Source organism: Mitsuaria sp. CC2, from assembly GCF_048957715.1.
Lineage (GTDB): Bacteria > Pseudomonadota > Gammaproteobacteria > Burkholderiales > Burkholderiaceae_C > Roseateles.
Genome location: NZ_JARVXN010000018.1, coordinates 19,265 through 45,867 on the forward strand (window position 1 = coordinate 19,265; position 26,603 = coordinate 45,867).

At 68.5% G+C, this 26,603-nt stretch carries 29 protein-coding genes; 2 read left to right on the forward strand and 27 right to left on the reverse strand.

What is annotated here, in order from left to right; genetic code table 11:
- Positions 1 to 13: 13 nt before the first annotated feature.
- The 26 genes from PV762_RS12730 to PV762_RS12855 all read right to left on the reverse strand — a co-directional run bounded on the left by PV762_RS12730 (position 14) and on the right by PV762_RS12855 (position 21,827).
- On the reverse strand, positions 14 to 490 hold the full coding sequence (locus tag PV762_RS12730) for an acyl-CoA thioesterase (RefSeq protein ID WP_421035383.1): 477 nt from the start codon (positions 488 to 490) through the stop codon (positions 14 to 16).
- Positions 480 to 2,036: an HAL/PAL/TAL family ammonia-lyase gene (locus PV762_RS12735; protein ID WP_421035384.1), complete on the reverse strand. Its 1,557-nt coding sequence runs from the start codon at positions 2,034 to 2,036 to the stop codon at positions 480 to 482. Before PV762_RS12735 ends, PV762_RS12730 begins: the two co-directional genes overlap by 11 nt.
- The gene (locus tag PV762_RS12740) at positions 2,023 to 3,015 is read right to left on the reverse strand and encodes an acyltransferase (protein WP_421035385.1); all 993 of its coding nucleotides are present in this window, start codon (positions 3,013 to 3,015) and stop codon (positions 2,023 to 2,025) included. Before PV762_RS12740 ends, PV762_RS12735 begins: the two co-directional genes overlap by 14 nt.
- Positions 3,012 to 3,746, reverse strand: a complete 735-nt coding sequence (locus PV762_RS12745; RefSeq protein WP_421035386.1) for a glycosyltransferase family 2 protein — start codon at positions 3,744 to 3,746, stop codon at positions 3,012 to 3,014. The genes PV762_RS12740 and PV762_RS12745 overlap by 4 nt, the downstream gene beginning before the upstream one ends.
- Positions 3,743 to 5,518 (reverse strand): AMP-binding protein, encoded by a 1,776-nt coding sequence (locus tag PV762_RS12750; RefSeq protein WP_421035387.1) that lies wholly within the window; start codon positions 5,516 to 5,518, stop codon positions 3,743 to 3,745. Before PV762_RS12750 ends, PV762_RS12745 begins: the two co-directional genes overlap by 4 nt.
- Before the next feature lie 12 nt (positions 5,519 to 5,530).
- Positions 5,531 to 6,088 (reverse strand): hypothetical protein, encoded by a 558-nt coding sequence (locus PV762_RS12755; protein WP_421035388.1) that lies wholly within the window; start codon positions 6,086 to 6,088, stop codon positions 5,531 to 5,533.
- Between the two features lie 17 nt (positions 6,089 to 6,105).
- The gene (locus PV762_RS12760; RefSeq protein ID WP_421035389.1) at positions 6,106 to 6,369 is read right to left on the reverse strand and encodes an acyl carrier protein; all 264 of its coding nucleotides are present in this window, start codon (positions 6,367 to 6,369) and stop codon (positions 6,106 to 6,108) included.
- Between the two features lie 27 nt (positions 6,370 to 6,396).
- Entirely contained in the window at positions 6,397 to 6,663 is a 267-nt protein-coding gene (locus PV762_RS12765) for a phosphopantetheine-binding protein (protein ID WP_421035390.1), read from the reverse strand.
- Entirely contained in the window at positions 6,644 to 7,453 is an 810-nt protein-coding gene (locus PV762_RS12770; RefSeq protein ID WP_421035391.1) for a lysophospholipid acyltransferase family protein, read from the reverse strand. Before PV762_RS12770 ends, PV762_RS12765 begins: the two co-directional genes overlap by 20 nt.
- A 9-nt stretch (positions 7,454 to 7,462) precedes the next feature.
- Positions 7,463 to 8,284 (reverse strand): beta-ketoacyl synthase chain length factor, encoded by an 822-nt coding sequence (locus tag PV762_RS12775; RefSeq protein WP_421035392.1) that lies wholly within the window; start codon positions 8,282 to 8,284, stop codon positions 7,463 to 7,465.
- A gap of 72 nt (positions 8,285 to 8,356) precedes the next feature.
- Positions 8,357 to 8,773 carry a F0F1 ATP synthase subunit epsilon gene (locus tag PV762_RS12780; RefSeq protein WP_421035393.1) on the reverse strand — a complete coding sequence of 139 codons (417 nt, stop codon included), beginning with the start codon at positions 8,771 to 8,773 and terminating at the stop codon, positions 8,357 to 8,359.
- 81 nt (positions 8,774 to 8,854) lie between these two features.
- Positions 8,855 to 10,267: a F0F1 ATP synthase subunit beta gene (gene atpD / locus PV762_RS12785; protein WP_421035394.1), complete on the reverse strand. Its 1,413-nt coding sequence runs from the start codon at positions 10,265 to 10,267 to the stop codon at positions 8,855 to 8,857.
- Positions 10,268 to 10,315: 48 nt separating this feature from the next.
- Entirely contained in the window at positions 10,316 to 11,191 is an 876-nt protein-coding gene (atpG, locus tag PV762_RS12790; RefSeq protein ID WP_297530792.1) for a F0F1 ATP synthase subunit gamma, read from the reverse strand.
- 59 nt (positions 11,192 to 11,250) lie between these two features.
- The gene (atpA, locus tag PV762_RS12795; RefSeq protein WP_377158330.1) at positions 11,251 to 12,804 is read right to left on the reverse strand and encodes a F0F1 ATP synthase subunit alpha; all 1,554 of its coding nucleotides are present in this window, start codon (positions 12,802 to 12,804) and stop codon (positions 11,251 to 11,253) included.
- Positions 12,805 to 12,895: 91 nt separating this feature from the next.
- A complete protein-coding gene (locus tag PV762_RS12800) occupies positions 12,896 to 13,429 on the reverse strand; it encodes a F0F1 ATP synthase subunit delta (RefSeq protein ID WP_421035395.1) in 534 nt (177 codons plus the stop codon).
- Positions 13,430 to 13,431: 2 nt separating this feature from the next.
- Positions 13,432 to 13,902 (reverse strand): F0F1 ATP synthase subunit B, encoded by a 471-nt coding sequence (locus PV762_RS12805; protein WP_421035396.1) that lies wholly within the window; start codon positions 13,900 to 13,902, stop codon positions 13,432 to 13,434.
- 38 nt (positions 13,903 to 13,940) lie between these two features.
- On the reverse strand, positions 13,941 to 14,210 hold the full coding sequence (gene atpE, locus PV762_RS12810) for a F0F1 ATP synthase subunit C (RefSeq protein WP_421035397.1): 270 nt from the start codon (positions 14,208 to 14,210) through the stop codon (positions 13,941 to 13,943).
- 98 nt (positions 14,211 to 14,308) lie between these two features.
- Entirely contained in the window at positions 14,309 to 15,178 is an 870-nt protein-coding gene (atpB, locus tag PV762_RS12815; protein ID WP_421035398.1) for a F0F1 ATP synthase subunit A, read from the reverse strand.
- Between the two features lie 16 nt (positions 15,179 to 15,194).
- A complete protein-coding gene (locus PV762_RS12820) occupies positions 15,195 to 15,641 on the reverse strand; it encodes an ATP synthase subunit I (protein WP_421035399.1) in 447 nt (148 codons plus the stop codon).
- A gap of 343 nt (positions 15,642 to 15,984) precedes the next feature.
- Positions 15,985 to 16,929, reverse strand: coding sequence for an SMP-30/gluconolactonase/LRE family protein (locus PV762_RS12825; protein WP_421035400.1), 945 nt, complete (start codon positions 16,927 to 16,929; stop codon positions 15,985 to 15,987).
- 105 nt (positions 16,930 to 17,034) lie between these two features.
- Complete coding sequence (locus tag PV762_RS12830) at positions 17,035 to 17,526, reverse strand: GNAT family N-acetyltransferase (RefSeq protein WP_421035644.1); 492 nt, start codon at positions 17,524 to 17,526, stop codon at positions 17,035 to 17,037.
- 58 nt (positions 17,527 to 17,584) lie between these two features.
- Complete coding sequence (locus PV762_RS12835) at positions 17,585 to 18,220, reverse strand: glutathione S-transferase family protein (RefSeq protein ID WP_421035401.1); 636 nt, start codon at positions 18,218 to 18,220, stop codon at positions 17,585 to 17,587.
- A complete protein-coding gene (locus PV762_RS12840; RefSeq protein ID WP_421035402.1) occupies positions 18,217 to 18,936 on the reverse strand; it encodes an alanyl-tRNA editing protein in 720 nt (239 codons plus the stop codon). Before PV762_RS12840 ends, PV762_RS12835 begins: the two co-directional genes overlap by 4 nt.
- A gap of 18 nt (positions 18,937 to 18,954) precedes the next feature.
- Positions 18,955 to 19,605 (reverse strand): VOC family protein, encoded by a 651-nt coding sequence (locus tag PV762_RS12845; protein WP_421035403.1) that lies wholly within the window; start codon positions 19,603 to 19,605, stop codon positions 18,955 to 18,957.
- A 10-nt stretch (positions 19,606 to 19,615) separates the two neighbouring features.
- Positions 19,616 to 20,455 (reverse strand): PhzF family phenazine biosynthesis protein, encoded by an 840-nt coding sequence (locus PV762_RS12850; protein WP_421035404.1) that lies wholly within the window; start codon positions 20,453 to 20,455, stop codon positions 19,616 to 19,618.
- A 157-nt stretch (positions 20,456 to 20,612) separates the two neighbouring features.
- Positions 20,613 to 21,827, reverse strand: a complete 1,215-nt coding sequence (locus PV762_RS12855; RefSeq protein ID WP_421035405.1) for a PLP-dependent aminotransferase family protein — start codon at positions 21,825 to 21,827, stop codon at positions 20,613 to 20,615.
- Between the two features lie 119 nt (positions 21,828 to 21,946).
- Here PV762_RS12855 and PV762_RS12860 point away from each other — a divergent pair, with 119 nt between their 5' ends.
- Both PV762_RS12860 and PV762_RS12865 read left to right on the forward strand, forming a co-directional pair.
- Entirely contained in the window at positions 21,947 to 23,389 is a 1,443-nt protein-coding gene (locus PV762_RS12860; protein ID WP_421035645.1) for a PLP-dependent aminotransferase family protein, read from the forward strand.
- A gap of 33 nt (positions 23,390 to 23,422) precedes the next feature.
- Positions 23,423 to 24,208 (forward strand): fumarylacetoacetate hydrolase family protein, encoded by a 786-nt coding sequence (locus tag PV762_RS12865; RefSeq protein ID WP_421035406.1) that lies wholly within the window; start codon positions 23,423 to 23,425, stop codon positions 24,206 to 24,208.
- A gap of 451 nt (positions 24,209 to 24,659) precedes the next feature.
- On the opposite strand, the gene PV762_RS12870 is transcribed toward PV762_RS12865, so the two are convergent.
- Positions 24,660 to 26,537: an ATP-binding cassette domain-containing protein gene (locus PV762_RS12870; RefSeq protein ID WP_421035407.1), complete on the reverse strand. Its 1,878-nt coding sequence runs from the start codon at positions 26,535 to 26,537 to the stop codon at positions 24,660 to 24,662.
- Between the last annotated feature and the right edge of the window lie 66 nt (positions 26,538 to 26,603).

Sequence of the window (26,603 nt, forward strand, 5' to 3'; positions counted from 1 at the left end):
TTGCCCATCGTCGTCATGCCGGCCTCACACCGAGCTTGTCCCACAGCACGCGCGGGCAGACGTACTGCATCTGCCGCGACGCGATCTCCAGCGCGACCTGGATCGTGTAGGCCTTGTTGAGCACGCGGCCGGTCGCCGCGTCGCGCACCTGGTACTCGACCTTCAGGCGGTTCTCCCACTCGACGATCTCGGCGCGGATGCGCACGGCCTGGCCGTACTCGACCGTGCCCACGTACTTCAGCCGCATGTCGACGATCGGCCAGGCGTAGCCCGACGCCCGCATCTGCGGATAGTCGTAGTCGAACTTCTGCAGCAGCGCGCTGCGCGCCAGCTCCAGGTACTTCACGTAGTTGCCGTGCCAGACGATCTCCATGACGTCGATGTCGTGGAAGGCCGGCGAGAGCTCGATTTCATGGCTGAGATCGGGCGCGTGGTCGGACTTGCGGTCGGCGCTGCGATCCGAGCCGTCGTCGGCGGCGTCAGTCGTCATGGAGCCTCCACTGCCGCTCGCGCAGCGCCTGCACCAGCGCGATCAGTTCGCGGTCCAGCGCGCGGTCTTCCTCGATCAGCGGCAGGCGCGTCGACAGTTCCTCGAACATCGCCGCCGCCTCGGCGCCCAGCGCGAGTGGCTCCGGCTGCTGGCGCGCCCGCAGCGCCAGGCCCTGGCGCGCGGCGATCAGCATCGCGGCGACGACCTGCTCGGACAGCTCCAGCACGCGCAGGCAGTCGCGCGCGGCGATCGTGCCCATGCTGACCTTGTCCTGGTTGTGGCACTCGGTCGAGCGGCTGAAGACCGACGCCGGCATCGTCTGCTTGAGCGCTTCGGCGGTCCAGGCGGAGACGCTGATCTGCAGCGCCTTCAGGCCGTGGTTGATCGCGGCGCGTTCGCCGGAGGCGCCCGACAGGTTGGACGGCAGGCCGTGGTTGTAGCGGGTGTCCACCAGCAGCGCGAGCTGGCGGTCCAGCAGGTCGGCGACGTTGGCGACGGCGTTCTTCAGCGTGTCCATCGCCAGGGCGATGTGGCCGCCGTAGAAATGGCCGCCGTGCAGCACGCGTTCGTTCTCGGCGTCGATCAGCGGGTTGTCGTTGGCGCTGTTGAGCTCGTTCTCGATCAGCTGGCGCAGGAAGGGCAGGCTGTCTTCGAGCACGCCGATGACGTGCGGCGCGCAGCGCAGCGAGTAGCGGTCCTGCAGGCGATGCGAATTGCGGCTGGGCGCGTCGACCGCGAGATCGGCGCGCAGGCGCGCGGCGATCTTCTGCTGGCCCGGGTGGGGCTTCGCGGCGAACAGCGTCTCGTCGAAGTGATGCGCGTTGCCGGCGCTGGCGACGACGTTCATCGCCGTCAGGCGCGTGGCCATGCGGTTCAGGTAGTCGGCGCGCATCCACGCCAGGCAGGCCAGGCCGGTCATGACGGCCGTGCCGTTCATGATCGCGAGGCCCTCCTTCGGGCGCAGCCGGTGCGGCGCCAGGCCGATGGCCTTGAGCGCGTCGGCCGCGGCCATGCGCTCGCCGCGCCACATCACCTCGCGCTCGCCGCAGAGCACCGCGGCGACGTAGGACAGCGGCGTCAGGTCGCCGCTCGCGCCGACCGAACCTTCGGACGGGATCAGCGGCAGCACGTCGTGGCGCAGCAGCTGCTCCAGGCCCTGCAACAGCTCCAGGCTGACGCCCGACATGCCTTGCGCCAGCGAGTTCAGCCGCGCGGCCAGCACGGCGCGTGTCTGCTCCGCCGTGAGGTAGGCCCCCGCGCCGCAGCCGTGGTACGTGTAGAGGTGGTGCGGCAGCTCCGTGACCAGGTGCGGCGGGATCTCGACCGTGCAGGAATCGCCGTAGCCGGTCGTCACGCCGTAGATGACGCCGTCCTCGGCCAGCAGGCGGGCGACGAAGTCGGCGCCGGCCCGGATGCGCGCCTGGAAGGCGGGATCGGCCGACAGGCGAGCCTCCGCGCGGCGTTCCGCCAGCGCGGCGACGTCCTCGATGCGAAGCGGCCCGCCGTCGAAGGTCACGAGGGGCAGCGGGGTCTCAGGACTCGACATCGGGTTGATTCCAGAACGGGAAGAAGTTGAACCAGTCATGCGGCGAACGCCGCAGGCAGCGCGTCAGCGCGTCGACGTAGGCGAGCGCGGGCGCGGTCATCGCGCCCTCGCGGTCGCCGCGCGGCAGCGCGATGCGCTCGGCCAGGCGCTCGAAGCGCAGCGCGTAGCCGCGGCCCTCGTGCACGCAGCCCATGAAGAAGAGCGGGCACTTGAGCAGCCCGGCGATCAGGTAGGGCCCGATCGGGAAGCGTGCCGGCGCGCCCAGGAAGGGCAGCGTCAGCGTGCGGCCGCTGTTGACCGGCACGCGGTCGCCGGCGATGACGATGCACTCGCCGGCGGCGATGCGCTCGGCCAGCTGCATCGCCAGCGCGGGGTCGATGCCGGTGACCTCGATCAGGCGCACGCTCGCGCCGTCCGCGATGGCGTCGGCGCCCTGCAGCCGGTCGAGGATGCGGTTGAAGCTCTGCGCGTGGCGCGTGTGCACCAGCACGTTGAGGCGCAGGCCCGGCATCCGGCCGGCGAGCGCCCGGCAGAGCTCCAGGCAGCCGATGTGGGCCGTCGCGAGCACGACGCCCTGGCCCGTGCGCAGGTGCGCCAGGACCTCGTCCTTGCCGTCCACGCTGACGCGCTCCGCGGGATAGCGGCCGGCCATCGCCAGCAGCTTGTCGAGCATGGTGTCGGCGAAGAGCGCGACATGGGCGACGCTGTCGCGCCAGGTCGGCGCCGCACGGCCGGTCTGCGCATGCACACGGCGCAGGTAGTCGAGACTGTCGCGACGCAGCGCGGGACGGCTCAGCCAGTGCACCAACACGACAGGGAACATCGCCGCGCGGAACAGCCATCGTCCCGCCACGCGATGCAGCGCATAGAGCAGCCAGATGCCGGCGACGAAGGTCGTCTCGCCGAACTGGGCCCAATGCCGCGGTTCCCTCGGTTCGCCCGGCCCGCCCGACGCCGCCGTCGCGTGCGGATCGCTCATGCCGCCACCTTGCGCCACAGCAGCAGCGGCAGGCGCGGCAGCATGCCGAAGAACAGCCGCGTGTGCATCCACGAGATCAGCACGTTGTCCCGCAGCGCGCGGAAGTGCGAGACGCCGTCCTCGGGATACCGCACCCGCGTCGGCACGTTGCGCACGCGCACGCCGTCCCAGACCAGGCGCACCGCGATCTCGACGTCGAAGTCCATGCGCCGGCCGATGCGCGTGCGCTTCAGACGAGCCACGGTCGGCGCCAGCGGATAGACGCGGAAGCCGCACATCGAGTCCTTCACCGCGAAGGACAGCGTGTTGATCCACACCCAGACGTGGGTCGCGTAGCGGCCGTAGAGACGGCCCTTGGGCACCGACGCGTCATAGACGGGGCAGCCGCAGATGAAGTGGTGGGGGAAGGTCTCGGCCTCGGCCAGGAAGCGCGGCAGGTCGGCGACATCGTGCTGGCCGTCGGCGTCGATCTGCAACGCGTGCGTGAAGCCCAGGCGCTGCGCCTCCGTCAGGCCGGCGATCATCGCGCCGCCCTTGCCCTGGTTGACCGCGAGACGCAGGAGGCGCACCTCCGCATCGGCGGCGGCCAATGCGTCCAGCACGGCGGCGCAGCCGGGCTCGCTGCCGTCGTCGACCAGCAGGACCGGCAGTCCCCACGCGCGCAGGGCCCGCACGACGCCGCCCACCGGGCCGCCATGGTTGTAGACGGGCACGACCGCGGTGAGGTTCATGGTGCAGTGCCTTGCAGGCGGATCTTGCCGGCGGCGTGGGAACCGGCGGCGGAGCGATAGCTGAAGCTCAGCAGCGGCGCACTGAAGGCGAGCGTGAGCTCCACGGTCATGCCGGGCGAGATCACCTGCTGGAACTTGAGGTTGTCGATGCCCGCGAAGTCCGCCTGACCGGTGGCCTGTCCCGCGGGCGGCAACGGCAGCCACTCGCGGGCGAGCAGCATCACCCAGTCGAGCTGGGCGACGCCGGGCAGGATCGGGTGGCCGGGGAAATGGCCGTCGAACTGCGGCAGGCTCGCGTCGACGCTGAGTCGCAGCGTGACCTCGTTCGACGAACGCGCGAGGAGGCGCACGCCCGGGCGTCGGGGATCGAAGAGTCGCGTCAGCGCGGCGACCGTGACCTTGCCTTGCGCATTCACCGGCAGCTGAGAGAGGAAGCGCCAGCGCCTCGGCAACGCGATGCGTTCCAGGTGGGGCGCGAGGCGGTCCCGCAGCACTTGCGCGAACGCGGCCTTGCCGCGCGCGTCGTGCTCGGCCCAGCCGGCTTCGTTGAGCTGCGCGGCCACGGCGAGCTGCTCGCGCGCGCCCGACTCCAGCACGAAGACGCGCAGCTCGTCCAGCCAGCCGCTGTCGCGCAGCACCGTCTCTATGGTCTGCAGCGACACGCGCTTGCCTTCGATCTTCACGATGCGATCGGCGCGACCCAGCAGCTCGAAGCCGTCGGCGGTGAGGCGCACGCGATCGGCGCTCTCGAACCATTCGGCGGGATCGGGCAAGTGGTGCGAGCGGATGCGCAGCGTGCCGGATTCATCGGCCCGCCATTCGATGCCGGGCAGCGCGGTCCACGTCGTCGGCGCGCCGTCGTCGCGCTGGCGCCAGGCCACGCCGCCGGTCTCGCTGCTGCCGTAGACCTCCAGCGGCGCCTGGCCGAAGAGGCGCCGGCAATCGGGCACCGCGTCGTCGGGCAGCGGGCCGCCAGAAGAGAAGATCAGCGCGAGATGACCGGCCTCGACCTGAGGCGCGCTGTCGGCGGGCGGCAAACGCTTCAGGTGAGCCGGACTGGCGACGACGGCGAAACGCGGTCCCTCGCGCAGCGCGGCGAGCAGGGTCTCGACATAGGGCAGGCGCTCCGCATGCAGGACCCGGCCCGCGGCCAGCGGCCACAGGACGCGGTACAGCAGACCGTAAATGTGCTGGTGGGACACCAGGCCGAGGATCTCTGCGCCAGCCAGGCGCGCGCCGAAGGCCTGCTCGAGCGCGTCGACCTCGGCGAAGAGCTCGCGCAGCCGCTTCGGGATCGCACCCGGTTGGCCGGTGCTGCCGGAGGTGAAGATGACGAGCCGTTCGGCTTCGGCATCGAGCGGCTCGAACGTCCGCTCATCAGGCGCCGTGGCCGCCTCGATGCGCCGCAGCGCGGCGTCCTCGACAAGACCTGTCACCGTCATCGGTGCGTCGCTGGCGAGCGCGCCCACGCGCCCGCGCAGCGCCTGCAGCGTCGCAGGCTGGAGATCCCCAGGTAGCCAGGCCGTGCCGCCAGCGGCCCAGAGACCGAAGAGCGCGGCAGCGAATTCGAGGGTGTCCTCGAAATGCAGCGCCACGTGCGGCGCACCGGCCATGCGGTCGCCCGCCGCCATCGACGCGAACGCCGCGCTCCAGCGACGCGCCTGGGCGCGGAAGGCGGCTTCATCCACCAACGCGCCAGCACGGCGCGCGACGGGTCGGCGGGGACTGTCGGGCGCGCTCATCAGCGCGCACAGGGACTTCAGCAGACTCATGGGGAAAGAGGATCAGGCCCGGACCGCGTCGTGCCGGCGCACCCACAGGCGCACCAGGTACTCGCCGCCCATCAGCAGCCCGATGAGCAGATAGGACACCAGGCCGTTGTACAGCGCCCAGACCCGGTCGTCGGCCGAGAAGGCCGTCGCCAGGGCGATGCCGCCGTTCATCACGAAGAACCCGCACCAGACCTGCGTGACACGGCGCGTGTAGCGCTGGCCGCGTTCATCCAGATCGGGCTCCGTCAGGCGCGCCAGGCGCTCGACGACGGGCGGTCCGTGCCACAGGCTCACGCCGAACAGGCCCAGCAGGCCAGCGTTCACCAGCACCGGGTAGAGCTTGAGCGGCAGACTTTCGTTCATCAACGCCGCGGCGCCGGCCAGCAGCGCGGCGCCGGCGGCGCGCCGCCACCAGAGGCGCGCCTCCGCGCGGCCTCGGCGGGCGAGCGCGCGCAGCGCGGCCAGCGCCGCCAGCAGCAGCGCGAGATCGCGCGGCTGGGCATGCGCCAGTCCGAGGTACACGAGCAGTGGATAGGCCGCCGTCAGCAACCACAACGCGGCACGGGCCATGACGACTCCGGTCAGCCTCAGGCGCCGGCGGTCTCCGGCGTCTTGATCAGGCCCTGCAACGCGTCGACGACGTCCTGCAGCGTGCGCACGGCCTTGAAGGCCTCGGGCTGCAGCTTCTTGCCGACCATCGGCTTGAGCTTCACGATCAGGTCGACCGCGTCGATCGAGTCGATGTCGAGGTCCTCGTACAGGCGAGCCTCGGGGGTGATGCGACCGGCTTCGATGTCGAAGGTCTCGATCAGGATGTCGCGCAGGCGCGCGAAGATGTCTTCATTCGTCATGTCGTGGATCCTCCCTGCCGGCCTGCTTCAAGCCGCGACCTTGCCGTGCGCCGCGACGAAGCGGGCCAGCGCGCTGATGCTGGCGAAATGCTGGCGCGTCTCTTCCGAGTCCGCGGCCATGCTCACGCCGTATTTCTTCTGCAGCGCCAGTCCCAGTTCCAGCGCGTCGATCGAATCCAGGCCCAGGCCGGTCACGAAGAGCGCGTCTTCGGAGGCGATCTGCTCGGGCGTCAGGTCCTCGAGATTCAAGGCCTCGATCAATAGCAGTTTGATGTCACGTTCCAGCGCCTGCATGGCTCCCTCGTTCATTCGAAAAATAATCGGTCAGATGGTCCGTCAACCGCCGGGCCGCCAGTGCGGGTTCGCCGCCGCTGGCCGCCAGGAACGGCGCCACCGCAATGTCTTCACCCACGCAGAGGTCGAAGTGCAGGCGCCGCGATGCCACCTGCCACCACGGCTGGCCCTTGGTCAGGCCCAGCGGGGTGCATCGGATGGTCACCGGTGTGATGTCACGGACGGCGCGCGTCGCGATCTGGGCGGCGCCGCGCTGCATGCGCACCGGCTCGCCGGGCCGCGTCCGCGTACCTTCCGGGAAGATGATCAGATTGCCAGACGCCGCCATGCTGTCCATACAGGATTGCAGCAATTCCGACCCGTAATTGTTGCAGATGTATGCTGTTGACCGCACCGGGCCCCTGGTGAAGGGATTGCTCGCCAGCGTGGACTTCACCACGCAGTCTGCGTTTCGCACGAGGGCGATCAGGAACACCACGTCGATCAGCGTCGGGTGGTTCGCCAGGATCAGCAGTCCGCCGCGATGCAGACGTTCGCGATGGCGGATGTCAAAGCTGATCAGCCCCAGCAACCGCATCCAGCCAATGAACACGCGGAATGTTCGATGGATGGACCAGCGGGCCCAGGCGATGCGACGGTCGCGATCGCGCACGAGGAGGTCCAGCGCCGGGAACCAGAGCAGCCAGAGGATCAGTCCGCCGAGACCGAAGCTGGTGAAGGCGATCGCCGTCGCGAGCACGCGCCAGGCGCGGCCGACGGTGCGGTCGAGGATATCGAGCAGGAGGCCCATGGCATTGGCTCAGCGCGCGTCTACGCGACGGGCGGGATGGCGCGTCCAGCGCCAGCCGCCGGGCTGGCCGGCGATCAACCGGTCCAGCGAAGTGGACGTCACGGTGCCGTCGGGCGCCTCCGCCGCGGCGAGCAGCGCGAGCACCGGCAGGCTGCCACTCAGCCACGGCGACGATGGCGCTTCGGGTGTCAGCGCGTCCGCGGTCATCGGCTCGAGCGCAAAGGACGTGGCCCCGTCCTGGGCCGGCGCCAGCACGCAGGCCCACGACATCAGCGCGGGATCGGCGGTCGAAGGCTCGATCTGTCCGAGCGCCGCGTAGGCCCCGGGCAGCGGCGCATCGACGTGCGCGACCAGAACCTGAGCGTCACCGTCGGACAGCAGGCCGAGGGCTTCGCAGAAGGCCGCTTCCGCGCTGTGTTCGCCGCCGGCGACGGCGAGGTAGTTCTGTCTGTCCTGGCGCGCCATTGAATACAGCGCACCCGACGCGTTGTGCACCGACAGGCTGAAGTGGGTGGGAGACAGCGGCTCGCCGCCGGCCAGTTGCTGCAGCAGCGTCAGTGAGCGGGCGATCTCACCCCAGCGCGAGGCGAAGATCACCGGCATCGTGCCGGCGCCCTCTTCCGGCGTGCCTTGCGCCCACCAGGCGGCCTGCAGCGCGGCGCGGCCCAGCGGATCGATGCGTCGGCGCATCATCGCCGGCACTTCGGCGAGCGGCGGCTGGCCCTCGGCCGCGATAGGCGCGGGCGAGGCAAGCCAGGCGCACCAGCTGTCCGGGGAATCGAGACCCGGGGCCCAGGCGGCCCAACGAACGACGCGGAAGCGGTGAGTCATGATGAAGAAAGCCCGCCTCGATGGTGCGAGGCGGGCCGCTCGGCGGGGTGGCCGGAGAGGGTCGGCGTGGGTTCAGCGCTTGGCGCGGAACTTCCGCAGGGCCGCGATCTGCGCGGCCATCGCGGCGAATTCGCTTTGCGCCTTGGCGAAGTCGATGTCGCTCTTGGCGTTCTTCATCGCTTCCTCGGCGGCCTGCTTCGCGGCCTGGGCTCGGGCCTCGTCGAGGTCCTTGCCGCGGATCGCGGTGTCGGCCAGCACGGTCACGACGCCCGGCTGCACTTCCAGCAGACCGCCGGCGACGAAGACGAATTCCTCGTTGCCGTCAGGACGCTGGATGCGCACCGCGCCCGGCTTGATGCGGGTGATCAGCGGGGTGTGCTTGGGCAGGATGCCCAGCTCGCCGCCTTCGCCCGGCAGCGCCACGAATTTCGCCTCGCCCGAGAAGATCTGCTCTTCCGCCGAGACCACGTTCACGTGGAGGGTTGCCATTGCGTTTCCTTGATCGAAAGGTGGGAAGTCCGTTCAGCTCATCGACGACGGGTCCGTCAGGACCGCGTCGTCGAACGGGCTTTACTGGATCTTCTTGGCCTTCTCGAAAGCTTCGTCGATCGTGCCGACCATGTAGAACGCTTGCTCCGGCAGGTGGTCGCATTCGCCGTTCACGATCATCTTGAAACCACGGATGGTTTCCTTCAGCGGGACGTACTTGCCGGGCGCGCCGGTGAACACTTCCGCGACGTGGAACGGCTGCGACAGGAAACGCTGGATCTTGCGAGCGCGGGCCACGGCCTGCTTGTCTTCCGGCGACAGCTCGTCCATGCCCAGGATCGCGATGATGTCGCGCAGTTCCTTGTAGCGCTGCAGCACCGACTGCACCGAACGCGTCACGTTGTAGTGCTCTTCGCCGATGACGTTCGGGTCGATCTGACGCGAGGTCGAGTCCAGCGGGTCCACGGCCGGGTAGATGCCCAGCGACGCGATGTCACGCGACAGCACGACGGTGGCGTCCAAGTGGGCGAAGGTCGTGGCGGGCGACGGGTCGGTCAGGTCGTCCGCAGGGACGTACACGGCCTGGATCGAGGTGATCGAGCCGACCTTGGTCGACGTGATCCGCTCCTGCAGGCGGCCCATTTCCTCGGCCAGCGTCGGCTGGTAGCCCACCGCGGACGGCATGCGACCCAGCAGCGCGGACACTTCGGTACCGGCCAGCGTGTAGCGGTAGATGTTGTCCACGAAGAACAGCACGTCGCGGCCTTCGTCGCGGAAGGACTCGGCCATGGTCAGGCCGGTCAGCGCCACGCGCAGGCGGTTGCCCGGGGGCTCGTTCATCTGGCCGTAGACCATCGCGACCTTCGACTTGCTCAGGTCCTCCTGGTTCACGACGCCCGCGTCGGACATCTCGTGATAGAAGTCGTTGCCCTCACGGGTACGCTCGCCGACACCCGCGAACACCGACAGACCCGAGTGAGCCTTGGCGAGGTTGTTGATCAGCTCCATCATGTTGACGGTCTTGCCGACGCCGGCGCCGCCGAACAGGCCGACCTTGCCGCCCTTGGCGAACGGGCAGATCAGGTCGATGACCTTGATGCCGGTTTCCAGCAGCTCCTGCGACGGGCTCAGCTCGTCGTAGGCCGGGGCCTTGCGGTGGATGGACGCGGTCTGCGCGCGCGAGACTTCGCCGCGCTCGTCGATCGGGTTGCCCAGCACGTCCATGATGCGGCCCAGCGTGGGCTGGCCGACCGGGACCTGGATCATGTCGCCGGTGTTGTAGACCTCGCTGCCGCGGCGCAGGCCGTCGGACGAGCCCAGCGCGATGGTGCGCACCACGCCGTCGCCCAGCTGCTGCTGAACTTCCAGCGTCAGGGTCGAGCCTTCCATCTTCAGGGCGTCGAACACCTTCGGCATCTGGTCGCGCGGGAATTCCACGTCCACCACGGCGCCGATGCACTGAACGATCTTGCCCACCGATTGAGTGTTAGCCATTTCTTCGTTCCTTCAATTCAAATCTGTTGCCTGCGATCGATCGCGAGATCAACCGCTGATGGCGGCCGCGCCGCTGACGATTTCCGACAGTTCCTTCGTGATCGCGGCCTGGCGGGTCTTGTTGTAGACCAGCTTCAGCTCACCGATCAGCGTTCCGGCGTTGTCGGTCGCGGCCTTCATGGCCACCATCCGCGCGGATTGCTCAGACGCCATGTTCTCGGCCACGGCCTGATAGACCAGGGCTTCGGTGTAGCGCACCAGCAGCTCGTTGATCACGGTCGGGGCGTCGGGTTCGTACAGGTAGTCCCATGCGTGACCCGCGGCATCCGTCTCCAGCGACTCGGCCGTCAGCGGCAGCAGCTGCTGCACCACCGGCTCCTGCTTCATCGTGTTGACGAAGCGCGTGTAGCAGAGGTAGACCGCCGACAGCTTGCCGTCCGCATACGCGTCCAGCAGCGTCTTGACCGGGCCGACCAGCTTCTCGAGCTGAGGACTGTCGCCGAGCTGCGTCGCATGCGCGACGACCTTGGCGCCGATCCGGTTCATGAAACCCAGACCCTTGTTGCCGATCGCCACCACTTCGGACTTCTGACCCGCGGACTCAACTTCCTTGAGCTTGCCGGTCGCCGCGCGAAGCAGGTTGGTGTTCAGACCGCCGCACAGACCCTTGTCCGTCGTGACCACCACGAAGCCCACCGACTTGGCGTCCGGGTTCGCCACCATGAACGGGTGACGGTACTCCGGATTGGCCTTCGACAGATTGGCGGCGATGTTGCCGACCTTCTCCGCGTACGGACGGGCCGCGCGCATCCGATCCTGCGCCTTGCGCATCTTCGAAGCGGCGACCATCTCCATGGCCTTGGTGATCTTCTTGGTGTTCTCGACCGACTTGATCTTGCCGCGAATTTCCTTGCCTGCTGCCATGATTTCTCCTGTGAGGGCCGGGTCTTGCCTGACTTCAACGAGACCCGGTCATGGGTTGCTTAGGCGAAGGACTTCTTGAACGACGTGATCGCGGCGTTCAGTTCGGCTTCGGCATCCTTGTCCATGGCCTTGTCGCTTTCCAGCTTCGTCAGCAGGGCGGCGTGCGAGGACTTCAGGAACTGGTGCAGACCGTGCTCGAACGGCAGGACCTTCTTGACGTCGATGTCGTCCATGAAGCCCTTGTTCGCGGCGTACAGCGATGCGCCCATCAGGCTGATGGACAGCGGGCTGTACTGGGCCTGCTTCAGCAGTTCCGTCACGCGGGCACCGCGGTCCAGCTGCTTGCGGGTCGCGGCGTCCAGGTCCGAGGCGAACTGCGCGAACGCGGCCAGCTCACGGTACTGGGCCAGGTCGGTACGGATACCGCCGGACAGCGACTTGATCAGCTTGGTCTGCGCAGCGCCACCGACGCGCGACACCGAGATACCGGCGTTGATCGCGGGACGGATGCCGGCGTTGAACAGGTTGGTTTCCAGGAAGATCTGGCCGTCGGTGATCGAGATGACGTTCGTCGGGACGAAGGCGGACACGTCGCCGGCTTGCGTCTCGATGATCGGCAGCGCGGTCAGCGAGCCGGTCTTGCCCTTGACTTCACCCTTGGTGAAGGCTTCGACGTACTCGGCGTTGACGCGGGCGGCGCGCTCCAGCAGACGGCTGTGGAGATAGAACACGTCGCCAGGGAACGCTTCGCGGCCCGGGGGGCGGCGCAGCAGCAGCGAGACCTGACGGTAGGCGACGGCCTGCTTGGACAGATCGTCGTACACGATCAGCGCGTCCTGTCCGCGGTCGCGGAAGTATTCGCCCATCGTGCAGCCGGAGTAGGCCGACACGTACTGCATCGCGGCGGATTCCGACGCGGACGCGGCGACGACGATGGTGTAGTCCATCGCGCCGGCGGCTTCCAGGGCGCGCACGACGTTCTTGATCGACGAGGCTTTCTGGCCGATCGCGACGTACACGCAGGTCATGTTCTGACCCTTCTGGTTGATGATCGCGTCGATCGCCACGGCGGTCTTGCCGGTCTGGCGGTCGCCGATGATCAGCTCGCGCTGGCCACGGCCGACGGGCACCATCGAGTCGATCGACTTCAGGCCGGTCTGCACCGGCTGGTCGACGGACTTGCGGGCGATCACGCCCGGGGCGACCTTCTCGATGACGTCGGTCATCTTGGCGTTGATCGGGCCCTTGCCGTCGATCGGCTGACCCAGCGCGTTCACGACGCGGCCGATCAGCTCGGGGCCGACCGGCACTTCCAGGATGCGGCCCGTGCACTTGACGGTGTCGCCTTCGGAAATATGCTCGTAAGCGCCCAGGATCACGGCGCCGACGGAGTCGCGCTCCAGGTTCAGCGCCAGACCGAAGGTCTGCGTGCCGTCCGGGGCGACCGGGAATTCCAGCATTTCGCCTTGCATCACGTCGGACAGGCCGTGCACGCGCACGATGCCGTCGGACACGGACACGACGGTGCCCTGGTTGCGCACGTCGGTGGACGCGCCAAGGCCTTCGATGCGGCTCTTGATCAGTTCGGAAATTTCAGCAGGATTCAGTTGCATTGCTTGCTCCCAGCGGCATCCCGCCGAAGCGGGACACCAGGGTGAATCGGGGGGATCTCAGGCAGTCGGGCCGAAGCCTGAAGCCGAGGCTTCAGGCAGTGAGCGCCACTTTCATGCGTTCCAGACGGGCCTTCACCGAGGTGTCCAGCACCTCGTCGCCGACCACCACACGGATACCGCCGATCAGGCCAGGCTCCAGCTCAACCTGCGCTTGCAGCTTGCGGCCGAAACGCTTCTCCAGCGACGCGACCACGTCGGCCAACTGGGCCGGCTCGATCGGGAAGGCGCTGAAGATGTGCGCATCGGACACGCCGGAAGCGGCGTTGGCCAGTTCGTGGAACTGCTGGACCATCGCCGGCAGCGCCGACAGGCGGCCGTTGGCGATCACCTCGCGCAGGAAGTTCTGAACGCCGGGCACCAGCGACTGGCCGCTCGCCGCGGACACCACCTGGAACACCTGTTCGGTGGTCACCTTGGGGTCTTCGGCGAACTGGCGCAGTTGGCTGTCGCCGGCGACGAGCGCCAGCGCGGCGAGCTGCTCGTTCCAGGTTTTGAGGTCCTGGGAGGACGCGACCTGGAACAGCGCTTCGGCGTAGGGACGGGCAATGGTTGCGAGTTCAGCCATGATTACAGCTCCGTCTTGAGACGGTTCAGCAATTCGGCGTGCACGCTGGCATTGACCTCGCGCTGCAGGATCTGCTCGGCGCCCTTGACGGCCAGCGCGGCGACCTGCTCGCGCAGGGCCTCGCGGGCGCGCACCGACTGCTGCTCGGCTTCGGCCTTGGCAGCGGCGATGATCTTGGCGCCTTCGTCTTCCGCACGCTTCTTCGCTTCGTCCACGATCGCAGCGCCGCGCTTTTCAGCGTCGGACAGCAGCTTGGTGGTTTCGTTGCGGGTCTGCGCCAGTTGCTCGTCGACCTTCTTGTTGGCGTTGGCCAGTTCGGCCTTGGCCTGGTCTGCGGCGGTGAGGCCGGCGCGGATCTTGTCCGCGCGCTCGTCCAGAGCCTTCACGATCGGTGGCCAGATGAACTTCATCGTGACGAACACGAGAAGTGCAAACGGGATCCACTGGATGAAGAGGCTAGCGTTGATATTCACGGCACGATCCTTTCAGACGTGAAAGGGTTCGGGCTCGATCAACGAGCGACGGTGGCCAGGAAGGTGGCGGCGAACGGGTTGGCGAACGCGAACAGCAGCGCGATGGCGACGCCGATCAGGAAGGCCGCGTCGATCAGGCCGGCCAGGATGAACATCTTGGTTTGCAGTTCGTTCATCAGCTCGGGTTGACGGGCCGACGATTCCAGGAACTTGCCGCCCATCAGCGCGATGCCGATGGAAGCGCCGATCGCGCCCAGACCAACGATGATGCCGCAAGCCAGAGCGACCAGACCGAGGATGTTTTCCATGTTTTGCTCCTGAGAGAGTTAGATAAAGGTGAAAGGGAAAAGGAATCGAGGAATCGAGGAATCGAGAAATCGCGAGAGATCGCGGCTGTCCGTCCGGATCAGTGCGCGTCGTGCGCCTGGCCCAGGTAGATCAGCGTCAGCATCATGAAGATGAAGGCCTGCAGCGTGATCACAAGGATGTGGAACAGCGTCCACACCGTGCCCGCCAGGACATGGCCGATGGCCAGGCCGATGCCGGTTCCGGTGAGGGCCCAGCCGCCGCCCATCAGGGCGATCAGCATGAACACGAGTTCGCCGGCGAACATGTTGCCGAACAGTCGCATGCCATGGGACACCGTCTTGGCGATGAACTCGATGACCTGCATGGCGAAGTTGAACGGCCACAGCACCGGATGGGCACCGAACGGCGCGGAGATCAGTTCATGGCCCCAGCCGCCGAGGCCCTTGATCTTCACGCTGTAGAAGAACACCAGCACCAGCACGAAGGTGGACATGCTGAGCGTGGTCGACAGGTCGGCGGTCGGCACGACGCGCTGATAGGCGTGGTGCGGATCGTGGGCGACATAGTTGGTGAACAGCGTCGGCAGCCAGTCCACCGGCAGCATGTCCATGAAGTTCATGAAGAAGATCCACACGAACACGGTCAGGGCGACGGGGCCGATGACCTTGCGGCTCTTCTCGTTGTGGATGACCGCCTTGGCCTGGTTGTCGACCATCTCGACCAGGATCTCGATGGCGGCCTGGAAGCGGCCCGGCACGCCGGCATGCGCCTTGCGTGCGACACGCCAGAGGAGGAACACGGCCAGCAGGCCGAGCACCGTCGAATAGATGAGCGAATCGAAGTTGAAGACGCTGAAGTCGACGATGCCCGTCTGCTTCACATCTTCGAAGGCGAAATTCTTCTGCCAATGCTGCAAATGGTGGGTGATGTATTCACCCGAAGTCGGCGCGTGCCCTTCTGCTGCCATGGTGGTGTTTCCGTCTCTATTTTCTGATTCGACCCCGCCGAAGCAGGGCCAGCCAATTTGCCTTCAGGGTCACGACGAGGGTCGAGAGCAATGCCGCCCAACTCAACGATGCGAAACCCGCGACGACCGCCACCAGGATGGCGACCGCCAGAATGATCTTCACCAGCTCCCAGACCGCGAACGTGAGCATCGGCGTGCCCGCGTCCCTGGCTGATTGCCGCGTCATGCCCCACGCCATCAGGGCGTTCGGCACGACGACCGAGACGGCACCGAACAGCGCCGACCAGGTTTTGTCGGCCTGCAGGGACAGCAGTCCCCACAGCGCGACCATGACCACCCCCGCTGCGGCCTGCCAGGCCAACAAGGACCAGACGGACATCACCGGGAGCCGGGCCCGCAAGTCCTGCGCTTCTTCTCGCGTCAGGGGCTTGAAAGCCGGTTCGGCAGCCGCATCTCCTTCCATTCCATCGTCCCAGGGATCCTGGCTGGCGGTGCCGCGGTCGTTCGTCGGAACGGGCCGGGGCGGCTCTGCGGGCGACGCAACCGGTGCGTGCGCTGGATCGGGATTCACGGCGTCAGGGGGCGAGCTGCAAAACCACGGGATTATAGGGGTTCTGGCCTTACAGACCCTTAACAGGCCGTCGCGCTGGCCCATCCCCGCAGACTTGACAGTCTGTGCGATCCACGCCTAGGGCTCTCCCGAGCCCTGTTCATCGGCTTTCGCATCACTTCCAGCACAGGCCCGCGCGCGGTGTGCGCGCAACACCTGGCCCCACCCGTCGCCGGGAATGTCCGCGCAAATGCCCTCAGTCTTCCCAGTGGGCGAACTGAACCGGCAGCCCCGCCACGGCCACGCGCATCTTCAGCACACAGCCCGCCCAGGGCTGGGCGGCGAGTTCGGCCTCGCTGCGCTTTTCCCGTGCGGTGGTGACGAAAAGGGTGCGCATGTCCGCACCACCGAAGGTCGGCATGGTCGCGCATCGCACAGGCAGTTCGACGTGCTGGAGCACTTCGCCCGACGGCGACAGCCGCAACAGCTGCTGCCCTTCCATCATGGCGATCCAGTAGGCGCCTTCGACGTCGACCGCCGCGCCGTCCGGCCGGCCGCCGTAGCTTTCCAGCGATTGTTCCGGCGCGCGCTTCTCGAAGCTGGCGAAAACTTCGCGTGGCCCGACGGTGCCGGTTTCGACATCGAAACTCAACCGGTAAATCTCATGGGCCTTGGTGTCGGCCCAATACATCGTGCGGCCGTCCGGGCTCCAGGCCAGGCCGTTGGACACGGTGATGCCGTCCTGGACCTGCTCGAACGCGCCGTTGCGCAGGCAGTAGAGCGCCGATTCCGGCTGACGCGCGTCGTCGATCGTGCCGACCCACAGCCGGCCCATCGCGTCGGCCTTGCCGTCATTGAACCGGCGCTTGGCGGCGTCATAGGGTGGATCGAGCAGCTTGTCGTACGCGCCGGTCGCCGGATCGAAGCGCCACAGGCCGTTGCGCTGCGGGATCAGCAGCTTCCCGTCGGGCAGCGGCACGACGCAGCCCGGCTCGTCGTTGAGCGGCCAGCGGGTCGGCGTGTCCGCGCCGTTGTCGAGCCGGAACAACGCCTTGCCCGGAATGTCGACGTAATAGAGGCATTGCTCCAGAGGGTGCCAGAACGGCGACTCCCCGAGCAGCGCCGGCGTCAGCGACGCGGGCTCAAGGCGGTAGAGGTCGTCCGAGGACGTCGTCGAAGCGGCATGGGGCTGTTGGCTCATGCCCCCATGCTATGCCCGTAACCCGACGAAACCGGATGACCCTGCCGGCGAACTGCCGGGACCGCGCCGGGACCGCGCCGGGACCGCGCCGGCGTCGTTCCGGACTCAGTCCAGATCGACCTTCAGGTAATGCGCGCCGGCGATCGGGTTGAAGTAGTACGGCGGGATCTCTTCGAACCCCAGGCTCTCGTACAGGTCCCGCGCAGCTTCCATGTCGTCCAGCGTGTCCAGCAGCATGCTGGAGTAGCCGGCGGTGGTGGCGCGATCGATCAGCGCCTGCGCCATCGTGCGTCCCAGGCCGAAGCGGCGGAACGCGGGCCGGATGAACAGGCGCTTCATCTCGCAGGCGTTGGCGTAGTCGGAATCGGTCATCGGCCGGAATCCGCCGCAACCCGCGATCTGGCCGTCGACCAGCGCCAGCAGCAGCGTGCCCTGCGGCGCGTCGTACTCGCCGGGCAGGGAAGCGAGTTCCTGGTCGAAGTTCTGGAAGTCCAGGTCGATGTCCAGGCTCTGCGCGTATTCGCGCATGATCACCCGCGCTTCTTCCCACAACAGGGGCGAATCGGGGCAGATCAGTCGTATCTCGGGCGTATCCACAGCGGGCGAGTGTAGCGAGACGGTTCCGGCGAGCAAGCGTCGCGTCTAGGGGCGCTCGTCAAGGACCGGCAGCAGGCCCGTGGGCCGCGAAGCCGGGCCGGGCCAGCAGTCGCTGGTACCAGGCCTCGACCGCCGGAAGATCCGCGTGCGCGATCGGCGCGGCGCGCCAGCGATGGGCGGACAGGCCGAGCACCACGTCGGCCAGCGTGAACGTCTCGCCGAGCACGAACGGACCGCCCGAGCGCACGAACTGGGCGTCCAGCATCGCCATGTGCCGGTTCCAGTTCGCCACGCTGGCGTCGATCGCCGCGGGGTCCTGGTGCTGCGCGCTCTTGCGCACGGTGCCCATGAACGCATAACGCCAGCTGTTGTTCAGTTCGCCGCCCTGCCAGTCCATCCACATCTCGACGAGCGCGCGCTGCCGGGGGTCGTCGGGCAGCAGGTCGACACGTCCCTCGCGATGTGCGAGGTAGCGGCAGATGCTGTTGCTCTCCCACATCGAGAACGATGCTTCGCGCTCGTCGACCCCGTCGATCAGCACCGGCATCATCGCGTTGGGGTTCAGCGCGCGGAAGGCTTCAGCCTTCACATCGCAGTCTTCGCGCTGCAGGTCCAGGCCCAGCTCGACGCCTGTCCACAACACCTTGCGGACGTTGATGGACGCCGCGCGTCCGAGCACGCGGAGTCCGCTCATGGGGATGTCGCGAAGCCGAGCACGACGCGCCGCGTCTTCGCTGACTTCTTTTCAATCTTGGTGACGACGACCGCGCCAATCTCCGACGTATTGGCGACGTGCGTGCCGCCGCAGGGCTGGAGGTCCACGCCGTCGATCTCCAGCAACCGGACACGGCCGGTGCCGCGCGGCGGCTGCACGCTCATGCTGCGCACGAGCGTCGGATTCGCGTCGAGGTCCTCGTCACTGATCCAGCGATGACCGACCGGATGCGCCTCGGCAACGAGCCGGGCGATGCCGGCCGTCAGCGCGTCCTTGTCGAGCGCATCGGTCATGTGGAAGTCGAGCCGGGCATACCCCGCAGTGATCGAGCAGCCGTCGACCGGATGCGGCACGAGCGCGCACAGCAGGTGCGTCGCCGTGTGGAAGCGCATGTGGGCATGACGACGCGTCCAGTCGATGCGCGCCGTCACCGGCGTGCCGGCGTCGAGTCCGCTCAGGTCCTGGTCCGGCGCGGGTAGATGCAGGATCTCGCCGCCTTCGCCTTTGCGGGTGTCGGCGATGAGCAGCTCGCGTCCGCCGGGCAGCGTCAGCGTGCCGGCGTCGCCGGCCTGCCCGCCGCCTTGCGGATAGAACACCGTGCGGTCCAGCAGCAGGCCGCGTTCGTCGGCGCGCAGCAGCGTCGCGTCGCACTCGCGCAGCTGCGCATCCTCGCGGAACAGATCCAGCGTACTCATCGAGTCCTTGTCGTCAGTTCAACGGGCGGCCGGCAGGACATCGTCCAGGTCGCCCGACTGCGTCGGCGCATCGGACAAGGTCCCTTCGATCGCCTCCAGCTCGACCGTGCCCTTGGGCGTCGAGAGCTGCGCGCGCAGACCGTCGCGGGCCTCGAAGCCGAGCAGATGCACGCCGCTCTCGGGCAGCTTGTCGGTCGGATGGGCGTCGCCCTTCCATTCGATGGGCACCGGCAGGCCTTCCTTGCGCAGCCGGCGGCCGTCCTCGCGCAGCGCGATGCGCCAGCTCAGGTCGCCGCGGGCGGCCTCCACCGCCTCGCCGGCGTCGACGCCCTCGCCCGACCAGGTCGCCAACGTCGCGTCCAGGCTGGACACGCGCGCGACCCAGTGCAGCAGCGACGGGCCGTCCTCCTTCAGACGCTCGCGCACGGCGGGCTGGTCCAGGTCGAACCAGCGCGGCCGTCCCGGATCCGGCGCTTCCGGGTCGATCGCGATGATCTCCAGGTAGCAGCGCGGATAGGTCGGCGGCCCGCTGATGTTGAGCAGCAGGTTGTGCGTGCCCATCAGCGCATGGCGCCCACCGGGTTGAGGCGACACGCCGAGGACGCGCTCGCACCAGGCGCGGCCCTCTTCCAGGGTGTTCGCGGCGACGACGAGATGATCGACTTCCATGCTCATGGCTTCACAACCTCACCTGACCGTGGATCAATGGCGTGACATCGCCGCCAATCCAGCAATGTCCGCCCTCTTTCGCCACATGCACCCGGCCGGCACGCCCGAGGGCGGCGCCCTGGGCGGCCACGTAGCTGTCGGGCGCCAGACCGGCGCCTTGCAGCCATAGTGCCAGACCCGCGTTGAGGCTGCCCGTCACCGGGTCTTCAGCGGGACCGAGACCGGGCACGAAGGCCCGCACCTCGAATTGCAGCGGCGAGCCCGCAGGATAAGCGCCAACGACGCCCAGCTTGAGTCGCCCCATGGACACGTAGTCCGGTTCGATGGCGAGGACCGCCTCGGCCGAAGCCAGGCGCGCCGCCATCCAGTCCGGGCCGTTATTCACCCAGACGACGTCCAGCAGGTCGGCGTCAGGGACGCGCAGCGCACGGGCCACCTGGTCGCGCAACGCCGGTTCGACCGGGCCTTCGCGCCGCAGCGGCGGCGCGGCGAAGGCCAGCCGCGTGCCGTCGCGGCGGATGCACACCAGGCCGATGGCGCATTCCTGGACCACCTCGCCGGGCCGCTTCGGATCGCCGCCGGAGGACAGCCACGCATGGCAGGAACCCAGCGTCGGATGCCCCGCGAAGGGCAGCTCGCCGCCCGGCGTGAAGATGCGGACGCGGTAGTCCGCGTCCGGATGCGTCGGCGGCAGCAGGAAGGTCGTTTCGGAGAGATTCGTCCACTCGGCGAACTTCGCCATCGTGGCGTCGTCCAGGCCGGCGCCGTCGATGACGACGGCCAGCGGGTTGCCCTTCAACGCCTCGGCGGTGAAGACATCGACTTGAACGAAGCGGCGGAGTTCGGACATGGGAAACCTCGGGAAACTCGAGAGACTCGGAAAAGCAAGGCGAGTCGATCCGTTCCGCCTGACGGGGCGGTGACGGGTGACGGGAACAGGGGACAAGCCCCGACCCCGGGCGGGGTCGGTATCGATGCCCGTGCGGGTACCGATGACGGCTCGTCGATCAGGGCGCCGTTTCGGCCGTGGTCAGCGCGAGCGCCTCGTGCAGCACGCGACCCAGCTTGTCGACGCCTTCGGCGATCAGGTCGGGCGTGAGCGTCACGAAGGACAGCCGCAGCGTGCGCGTGTCCGGCTGGTGCGCGTAGAACGCGGCGCCGGGGACGTAGGCGATGCCGGCGTCGACCGCGCGGGGCAGCAGCGCCATCGCGTCCAGGCCTTCGGGCAGGCGGATCCAGAAGAACATGCCGCCTTCCGGGGTCTGCCACTCGCAGCCGGGCGGCAGCGCCGTTTCCAGCGCCTTGGCCATCGCGTCGCGGTTGGCCTTGTAGCGGGCGCGGATCTTGGGCACATGCTCGTCCAGGAAGCCGCCCTTGATGACCTCATGCACCACGCGCTGGTTGAAGCCCGGGGTGTGCAGGTCGGCGGCCTGCTTGGCCTGCAGCAGCTTCGGATAGAGCTCGGTCGGCGCGACGATGTAGCCCAGGCGGAAACCCGGCGTCAGCACCTTGGAGAACGAGCCCAGGTAGATGCTGCCTTCCGGCCACAGCGAACTGAGCGAGGCCGGCGGCGCCTGGTCGAACCACAGGTCGCCGTAGGGGTTGTCCTCGACGATGGGGACGCCGGCCTTGCGGGCGGCGGCGACCACGGCCTGGCGGCGTTCCAGGCTCATCACGCGGCCGGTGGGGTTCTGGTAGTTCGGCAGCAGATACGCGAAGCGCGTGCCCGGCGCGTCGTGCGGCAGCGCCTCGATGGCCGACGGCAGCGGACCCTGGTCGTCGCTGGCGAGGCTGGCGAAGATCGGCTCGTACGGCGTGAACGCCTGCAGCGCGCCGAGGTAGGTCGGCGTCTCGACCGCGACGGGCGCGCCCGAATCGCACAGCAGCTTGCCCACCAGGTCCAGGCCCTGCTGGGATCCGCTGGTGATCAGCACCTGGTCCGGCGAGGCGTTGATCCCCAGCGTCGCGACCTTGGCCGCGACCCACTCGCGCAGCGGCGCGAAGCCCTCGCTGGCGGCGTACTGCAGCGCCTCCTTGGCGTTGTTCGTCAGCACGCGGTCACAGGCCGTCTTGATCGCGTCGACCGGGAACGTGTCCGCGCTGGGCAGGCCGCCGGCCATGGACAGGATGCCCGGCTTCTCGGTGACCTTCAGGATCTCTCGGATGATGGACGGATTCATGCGCGCCGCGCGGCGGGCCTGCGTCCAGGGACTGCGGTTCATGGGGGTTGTCTCCGGTTGAGCGGACCAGTCTAAGGGGTCGACCAGCACAGCACCAATACACTGCGCCATACCACCGCATGATCTGTATCGGCATGGACACCAGCACAGCCCACGGCAGCATGAGCGCTCCCAACAGCGCGAATGTCGCGCCGGTCGCCCTCTCCCGCAACGCCAGCCAGCCGCTCGCGCAGCAGCTGGCACAGCGCTTCGCGGCGCGGATCCAGCAGCGGCTGCTGCTGCCGGGGGCGCGGCTGCCCTCGGTGCGGGACTGCGCGCGGCATCACGGCGTCAGTCCGTACACGGTGGTGGCGGCCTATGACCAGCTGCTCGCGCAGGGCCTGCTGGAGGCGCGGAAGAAGCGAGGGTTTTTCGTTCGCGAAACCCGGCTGCCCGCGCCCCGGGCGCCGCTCGCCCATGACGTCGCTCCGGCGCCACTCCCGCCGCCGGTCGACGCGAGTGCGCTGATCCGCGGCATGTTCCAGGCGGATGCGCGGCGTTCGCCGGGCCTGGGCACGCTGCCGGCGGAATGGCTGGATCTCGGGTTGCTGCAGTCGACCCTGCGCCGGCTCGCCGCGAACGCGGACGACGCGCTGCTATCCGGCTACGGCGAGCCGCTTGGCGATGAGCGCCTGCGGCGCGCGCTATCGCGCCGGCTGCTCGACATCGCCGTCCAGGCCGCGCCGGACCAGATCATGAGCACCGTCGGCGCGACGCACGGCCTGGACCTGATCACCCGGGCCTTCCTGGAGCCCGGCGACGCCGTGCTGGTGGACGACCCGGGCTGGGCGATCGAATACGCGCGGCTGTCGCAGGCCGGCATGCGGCTGCTGCCGGTGCCGCGCGGCGCCCACGGACCGGACATGGCGGTGATGCGCCGGCTGATCGAGGAACACCGGCCGCGCATGTACGTGACGGTGTCGGTGCTGCACAACCCGACCGGCGCGACGCTGGACCTGGCGCATGCGCACCAGGTGCTGCAGCTGGCGCACGAGCACGACCTGCTGATCGTCGAGGACGACACCTACGCGCTGTTCGCGCCCAACCACGCGCCGCGGCTGGCGGCGCTCGACCAGCTGAGGCGCACGATCTACGTCTCCGGTTTCTCGAAGATGCTGTCGCCGGCGTGGCGCGTCGGTTTCGTCGCGGCGAGCCCCGACCGCATGGCGCGCCTGACCGACCTGAAGCTGCTGGCGTCGCTGACGACCAGCCCGCTGATGGACCGCGCGGTCGCGCTGTGCCTGGAGCAGGGCCTGCTGCGCAAGCATGCCGAGCGGATCGCGGCGCAGCTGGTCTCCGCGCGTCAGCGCTGCGTGCGGCTGGCCGAGGAAGCCGGCTGCCGCTTTGCCGCGACGCCCGCCGGCCTGTTCGGCTGGGTCGACGTGGGTGCCGACACCGAGCGCCTCGCGCCCGTGATGATGGACCAGGGCTGGCTGATCGCGCCCGGCATCCTGTTCAGCCCGACGCGCACGCCGGGCACGCTGATGCGGATCAACTTCGCGACCTCGCAGGATCCGAAGTTCTGGCACGCGCTGGAGCGGGCGCGCGAGGCGCTCAAGCGCTGATTCGCTGAGGTGCCGGCACTAAGATCCGCAGTCATGACGACCCTCAACGCCTCCTCCCCCGTCGACCTCGGTGCCGCGCTGGCCGAGGCCTGGACCCACGACACCCTGCTCGATGACGCCGCGTGGTCGCTGCCCGACGAGGCCGCCGCCTATGTGGCGCAGGCCGAACTGGCCAAGCGGCTCGACTGGCTGTCGCCCGGCCGGGCGCAGTTCTGGAAGTGCGGCGGCTCGTCGCGCGAAGGCGCGCTGGGCAGCTCGCCGCTGCCGCCTCAACGCGCACGCGAGGTGCGCGGACTGCGCAACGGCGGCGATTTCAGCGAGTTCGCGCTGGTCGGCGCGGAGGCCGAGATCGCGCTGCGACTCGGTCAAGACGTGACCCCGGAGATGGCGGCGGCGCTGGTCGCCGGCAAGGCCGAGCACCTGATCGACGCGATGTGCGTCGCGGTGGAATGGCTGGGCTCGCGCTGGCAGCGCGGCCTGGCGGCGGACAACACGCTGCGCCTGGCCGACGCCCAGACACACGGCGCGCTGGCGCTGGGACCGTGGCAGGCGTGGAAGCCCGGTCACGACTGGGCGAACCAGCCCTGCGAACTGATCGTCGAGGGTCAGGCGCCCATGGGCGGCGTCGGCGGACACGGCCTGAACGACCCGGCGTGGGTCGTCGCCGGCTGGCTGCAGACCGCGACGCGCGGCGGGCTGACGGTGCCGGCGGGCAGCGTCGTCACGACGGGCTCGTGGCGCGTCGCGACGAAGATCGCCAAGGGGGCGACGGTCACCGCCCGCTACGACGGATTGGGCGAGTTGACCGTCCGGGCCTGACGGCTCCGGCCGGTTTCTCCCAAGGCCGTCCGCCGCTCATCTGCTCATCCGCTCAGCCGCTCCCGCCACTGGCGGGGCCACGGACTACCGGACCCCGCCGACGCGCAGGAGGCATGACACCCGGGTCTTGCGCGACGAGCCAGGCCCGGTTCGCGTGAGCCAGGCGGGCCGACACCTGCTGCATCCGGGACCCCACGGCCACGAGTGACTGCGAGGGCGCCCGGCCGAGCGTGGCCTGAGCGCACAGGTCCCGCCGCCGTCCCGTAGCAGGACTCGGGTCCGATGAGGAGGACGACGACGCCCCACCCGGCTGATCGGGGACGAGGCAAGACGCGGAAAAGGCCAAGGGAGAAGGGAGCGGCAACATGCGGCACCGTGGTCGTATGGAAAGGTCGCTGTGTCGGCGCTTCCACAAGGCCGGTTCAGGCGCCGCCGCCGGACGGCACCGGCCTCACTTCCCGTCCAGCTCTTCCCAGCGCGTCATCAGCGTCAGCAGCTCGTCGTCGATCTCGGCGGCGCGGTTGGTGACTTCGGTGATGCGGCCCGCGCCCTGCTGGTACAGCTCGGTGCTGTTGAGCAAGGCCTGCAGGTGCTTCTGCTCGGTCTCGAGCGCGCCGATCTGCTTGGGGATCTCGTCCAGCTCGCGCTGTTCCTTGTAGCTGAGCTTGCGCCTGGTCGCCACCGCCGGTGCCGGCGCTGGTGCCGGAGCGGGTGCCGGCGTGGGCGCCGCGGCTGGGGTCTGGCGCGCCCGGATCTCGGCGGCGCGCTGCGACTGCTGCAGCCAGTCCTCGATGTCGCCTTCGTACTCGCGCCACTTGCCCGCGCCTTCGCTGACGATGGTCGAGGTCACGACGTTGTCCAGGAAGCGCCGGTCATGGCTGACCAGGAACACGGTGCCGTCGTATTCGGCCAGCAGTTCCTCGAGCAGTTCCAGCGTCTCGATGTCCAGGTCGTTGGTCGGTTCGTCCAGCACCAGCACGTTGGCCGGCCGCGCGAACAGGCGCGCCAGCAGCAGCCGGTTGCGTTCGCCGCCGGACAGGCTGGACACCGGCGATTCCGCGCGCGCCGGCGAGAACAGGAAGTCGCTCAGGTAGCTCTTGACGTGCTTGCGCTGGTTGCCGATCTCGATCCACTCGCTGCCCGGGCTGATCGTGTCGGCCAGCGTCGCGTTGAGGTTGAGCGCGTCGCGCATCTGGTCGAAGTAGGCGACCGTCATCTTGGTGCCCAGGCGCACTTCGCCGCTGTCGGGCGCCAGTTCGCCGAGGATCATCTTCAGCAGCGTCGTCTTGCCGGCGCCGTTCGCGCCGATCAGGCCGACCTTGTCGCCGCGCAGGATGGTGCCGCTGAAGTTGTCGACGATCACGCGGTCGCCGAAGCGCTTGGAGACGTTCTCCAGCTCCGCCACGATCTTGCCGCTCGAATCGCCGGTGGCGACGTCCAGCCGCACCTTGCCCTGCACGTCGCGGCGGGCCTGGCGTTCGTTGCGCATCTCGTGCAGGCGCTGCACGCGGGCGACGCTGCGGGTGCGGCGCGCCTCGACGCCCTTGCGGATCCAGACCTCTTCCTGGGCCAGCAGCTTGTCGAAGCGGGCGTTGGCCAGCGCCTCGTTCTCGATCTCATAGGCCTTGGACGCCTGGAAGGCGGCGAAGTTGCCGGGATAACCGCGCAGTTGGCCGCGGTCGAGTTCGACGATACGGTTGGCGACGTTGTCCAGGAACGCGCGATCGTGGGTGATCAGCAGCAGCGAGCCCTTGAAGCCGTTCAGCAGCTCCTCCAGCCAGCGGATGGCGTCGAGGTCCAGATGGTTGGTCGGTTCGTCGAGCAGCAGCACGTCCGGCTGCGCGACCAGGGCGCGGGCCAGCGCGACGCGCTTCTTCAACCCGCCGGAGAGTTCGCCGATCTTGCGCGAGCCGTCCAGGTCAAGGCGGTGCAGCGTCTCGTCGACGCGCTGCTCCCAGTTCCAGGCACCGATCTGCTCGATGCGCACCGGCACCCAGCCGAGGTCGTCGTTCTCGTCGTGAGCCTCATAACGTTCGCGCAGCGCCTTGGCTTCGGCGACGCCTTCGCTGACGACGTCGAAGATCGTCGCCTCGGGGCGCAGCTCGGGTTCCTGCGGCACGTAGACGCTGGTCAGGCCCTTTTCGAGCTGCAGCAGCCCGTCGTCGAGCTTCTCGATGCCCGCGAGGACCTTCAGCATCGAGGACTTGCCGGTCCCGTTGCGACCGATCAGGCCGACGCGGTCGCCGGTTTCGAGGGAGAAATTGGCGCCGTCGAGCAGCGGCACGTGGCCGAAGGCGAGGTGGGCGTTGGAGAGGGAAAGGACAGCCATGGGGGCGATTGTCCTCGATGGCGCGAAGGGCCTCCGCACTTCCGCCGCCGCTGGCCCTCACCCCTG

What these genes read in the sequence shown, in the direction of transcription:
- PV762_RS12730 (WP_421035383.1), bottom strand. Translation starts at nt 490, where the DNA reads ATGACGACTGACGCCGCCGACGACGGCTCGGATCGCAGCGCCGACCGC.
- PV762_RS12735 (WP_421035384.1), bottom strand. Translation starts at nt 2,036, where the DNA reads ATGTCGAGTCCTGAGACCCCGCTGCCCCTCGTGACCTTCGACGGCGGG.
- PV762_RS12740 (WP_421035385.1), bottom strand. Translation starts at nt 3,015, where the DNA reads ATGAGCGATCCGCACGCGACGGCGGCGTCGGGCGGGCCGGGCGAACCG.
- PV762_RS12745 (WP_421035386.1), bottom strand. Translation starts at nt 3,746, where the DNA reads ATGAACCTCACCGCGGTCGTGCCCGTCTACAACCATGGCGGCCCGGTG.
- PV762_RS12750 (WP_421035387.1), bottom strand. Translation starts at nt 5,518, where the DNA reads ATGAGTCTGCTGAAGTCCCTGTGCGCGCTGATGAGCGCGCCCGACAGT.
- PV762_RS12755 (WP_421035388.1), bottom strand. Translation starts at nt 6,088, where the DNA reads ATGGCCCGTGCCGCGTTGTGGTTGCTGACGGCGGCCTATCCACTGCTC.
- PV762_RS12760 (WP_421035389.1), bottom strand. Translation starts at nt 6,369, where the DNA reads ATGACGAATGAAGACATCTTCGCGCGCCTGCGCGACATCCTGATCGAG.
- PV762_RS12765 (WP_421035390.1), bottom strand. Translation starts at nt 6,663, where the DNA reads ATGCAGGCGCTGGAACGTGACATCAAACTGCTATTGATCGAGGCCTTG.
- PV762_RS12770 (WP_421035391.1), bottom strand. Translation starts at nt 7,453, where the DNA reads ATGGGCCTCCTGCTCGATATCCTCGACCGCACCGTCGGCCGCGCCTGG.
- PV762_RS12775 (WP_421035392.1), bottom strand. Translation starts at nt 8,284, where the DNA reads ATGACTCACCGCTTCCGCGTCGTTCGTTGGGCCGCCTGGGCCCCGGGT.
- PV762_RS12780 (WP_421035393.1), bottom strand. Translation starts at nt 8,773, where the DNA reads ATGGCAACCCTCCACGTGAACGTGGTCTCGGCGGAAGAGCAGATCTTC.
- atpD (WP_421035394.1), bottom strand. Translation starts at nt 10,267, where the DNA reads ATGGCTAACACTCAATCGGTGGGCAAGATCGTTCAGTGCATCGGCGCC.
- atpG (WP_297530792.1), bottom strand. Translation starts at nt 11,191, where the DNA reads ATGGCAGCAGGCAAGGAAATTCGCGGCAAGATCAAGTCGGTCGAGAAC.
- atpA (WP_377158330.1), bottom strand. Translation starts at nt 12,804, where the DNA reads ATGCAACTGAATCCTGCTGAAATTTCCGAACTGATCAAGAGCCGCATC.
- PV762_RS12800 (WP_421035395.1), bottom strand. Translation starts at nt 13,429, where the DNA reads ATGGCTGAACTCGCAACCATTGCCCGTCCCTACGCCGAAGCGCTGTTC.
- atpE (WP_421035397.1), bottom strand. Translation starts at nt 14,210, where the DNA reads ATGGAAAACATCCTCGGTCTGGTCGCTCTGGCTTGCGGCATCATCGTT.
- atpB (WP_421035398.1), bottom strand. Translation starts at nt 15,178, where the DNA reads ATGGCAGCAGAAGGGCACGCGCCGACTTCGGGTGAATACATCACCCAC.
- PV762_RS12820 (WP_421035399.1), bottom strand. Translation starts at nt 15,641, where the DNA reads ATGGAAGGAGATGCGGCTGCCGAACCGGCTTTCAAGCCCCTGACGCGA.
- PV762_RS12825 (WP_421035400.1), bottom strand. Translation starts at nt 16,929, where the DNA reads ATGAGCCAACAGCCCCATGCCGCTTCGACGACGTCCTCGGACGACCTC.
- PV762_RS12835 (WP_421035401.1), bottom strand. Translation starts at nt 18,220, where the DNA reads ATGAGCGGACTCCGCGTGCTCGGACGCGCGGCGTCCATCAACGTCCGC.
- PV762_RS12840 (WP_421035402.1), bottom strand. Translation starts at nt 18,936, where the DNA reads ATGAGTACGCTGGATCTGTTCCGCGAGGATGCGCAGCTGCGCGAGTGC.
- PV762_RS12845 (WP_421035403.1), bottom strand. Translation starts at nt 19,605, where the DNA reads ATGGAAGTCGATCATCTCGTCGTCGCCGCGAACACCCTGGAAGAGGGC.
- PV762_RS12850 (WP_421035404.1), bottom strand. Translation starts at nt 20,455, where the DNA reads ATGTCCGAACTCCGCCGCTTCGTTCAAGTCGATGTCTTCACCGCCGAG.
- PV762_RS12855 (WP_421035405.1), bottom strand. Translation starts at nt 21,827, where the DNA reads ATGAACCGCAGTCCCTGGACGCAGGCCCGCCGCGCGGCGCGCATGAAT.
- PV762_RS12860 (WP_421035645.1), top strand. Translation starts at nt 21,947, where the DNA reads ATGAGCGCTCCCAACAGCGCGAATGTCGCGCCGGTCGCCCTCTCCCGC.
- PV762_RS12865 (WP_421035406.1), top strand. Translation starts at nt 23,423, where the DNA reads ATGACGACCCTCAACGCCTCCTCCCCCGTCGACCTCGGTGCCGCGCTG.
- PV762_RS12870 (WP_421035407.1), bottom strand. Translation starts at nt 26,537, where the DNA reads ATGGCTGTCCTTTCCCTCTCCAACGCCCACCTCGCCTTCGGCCACGTG.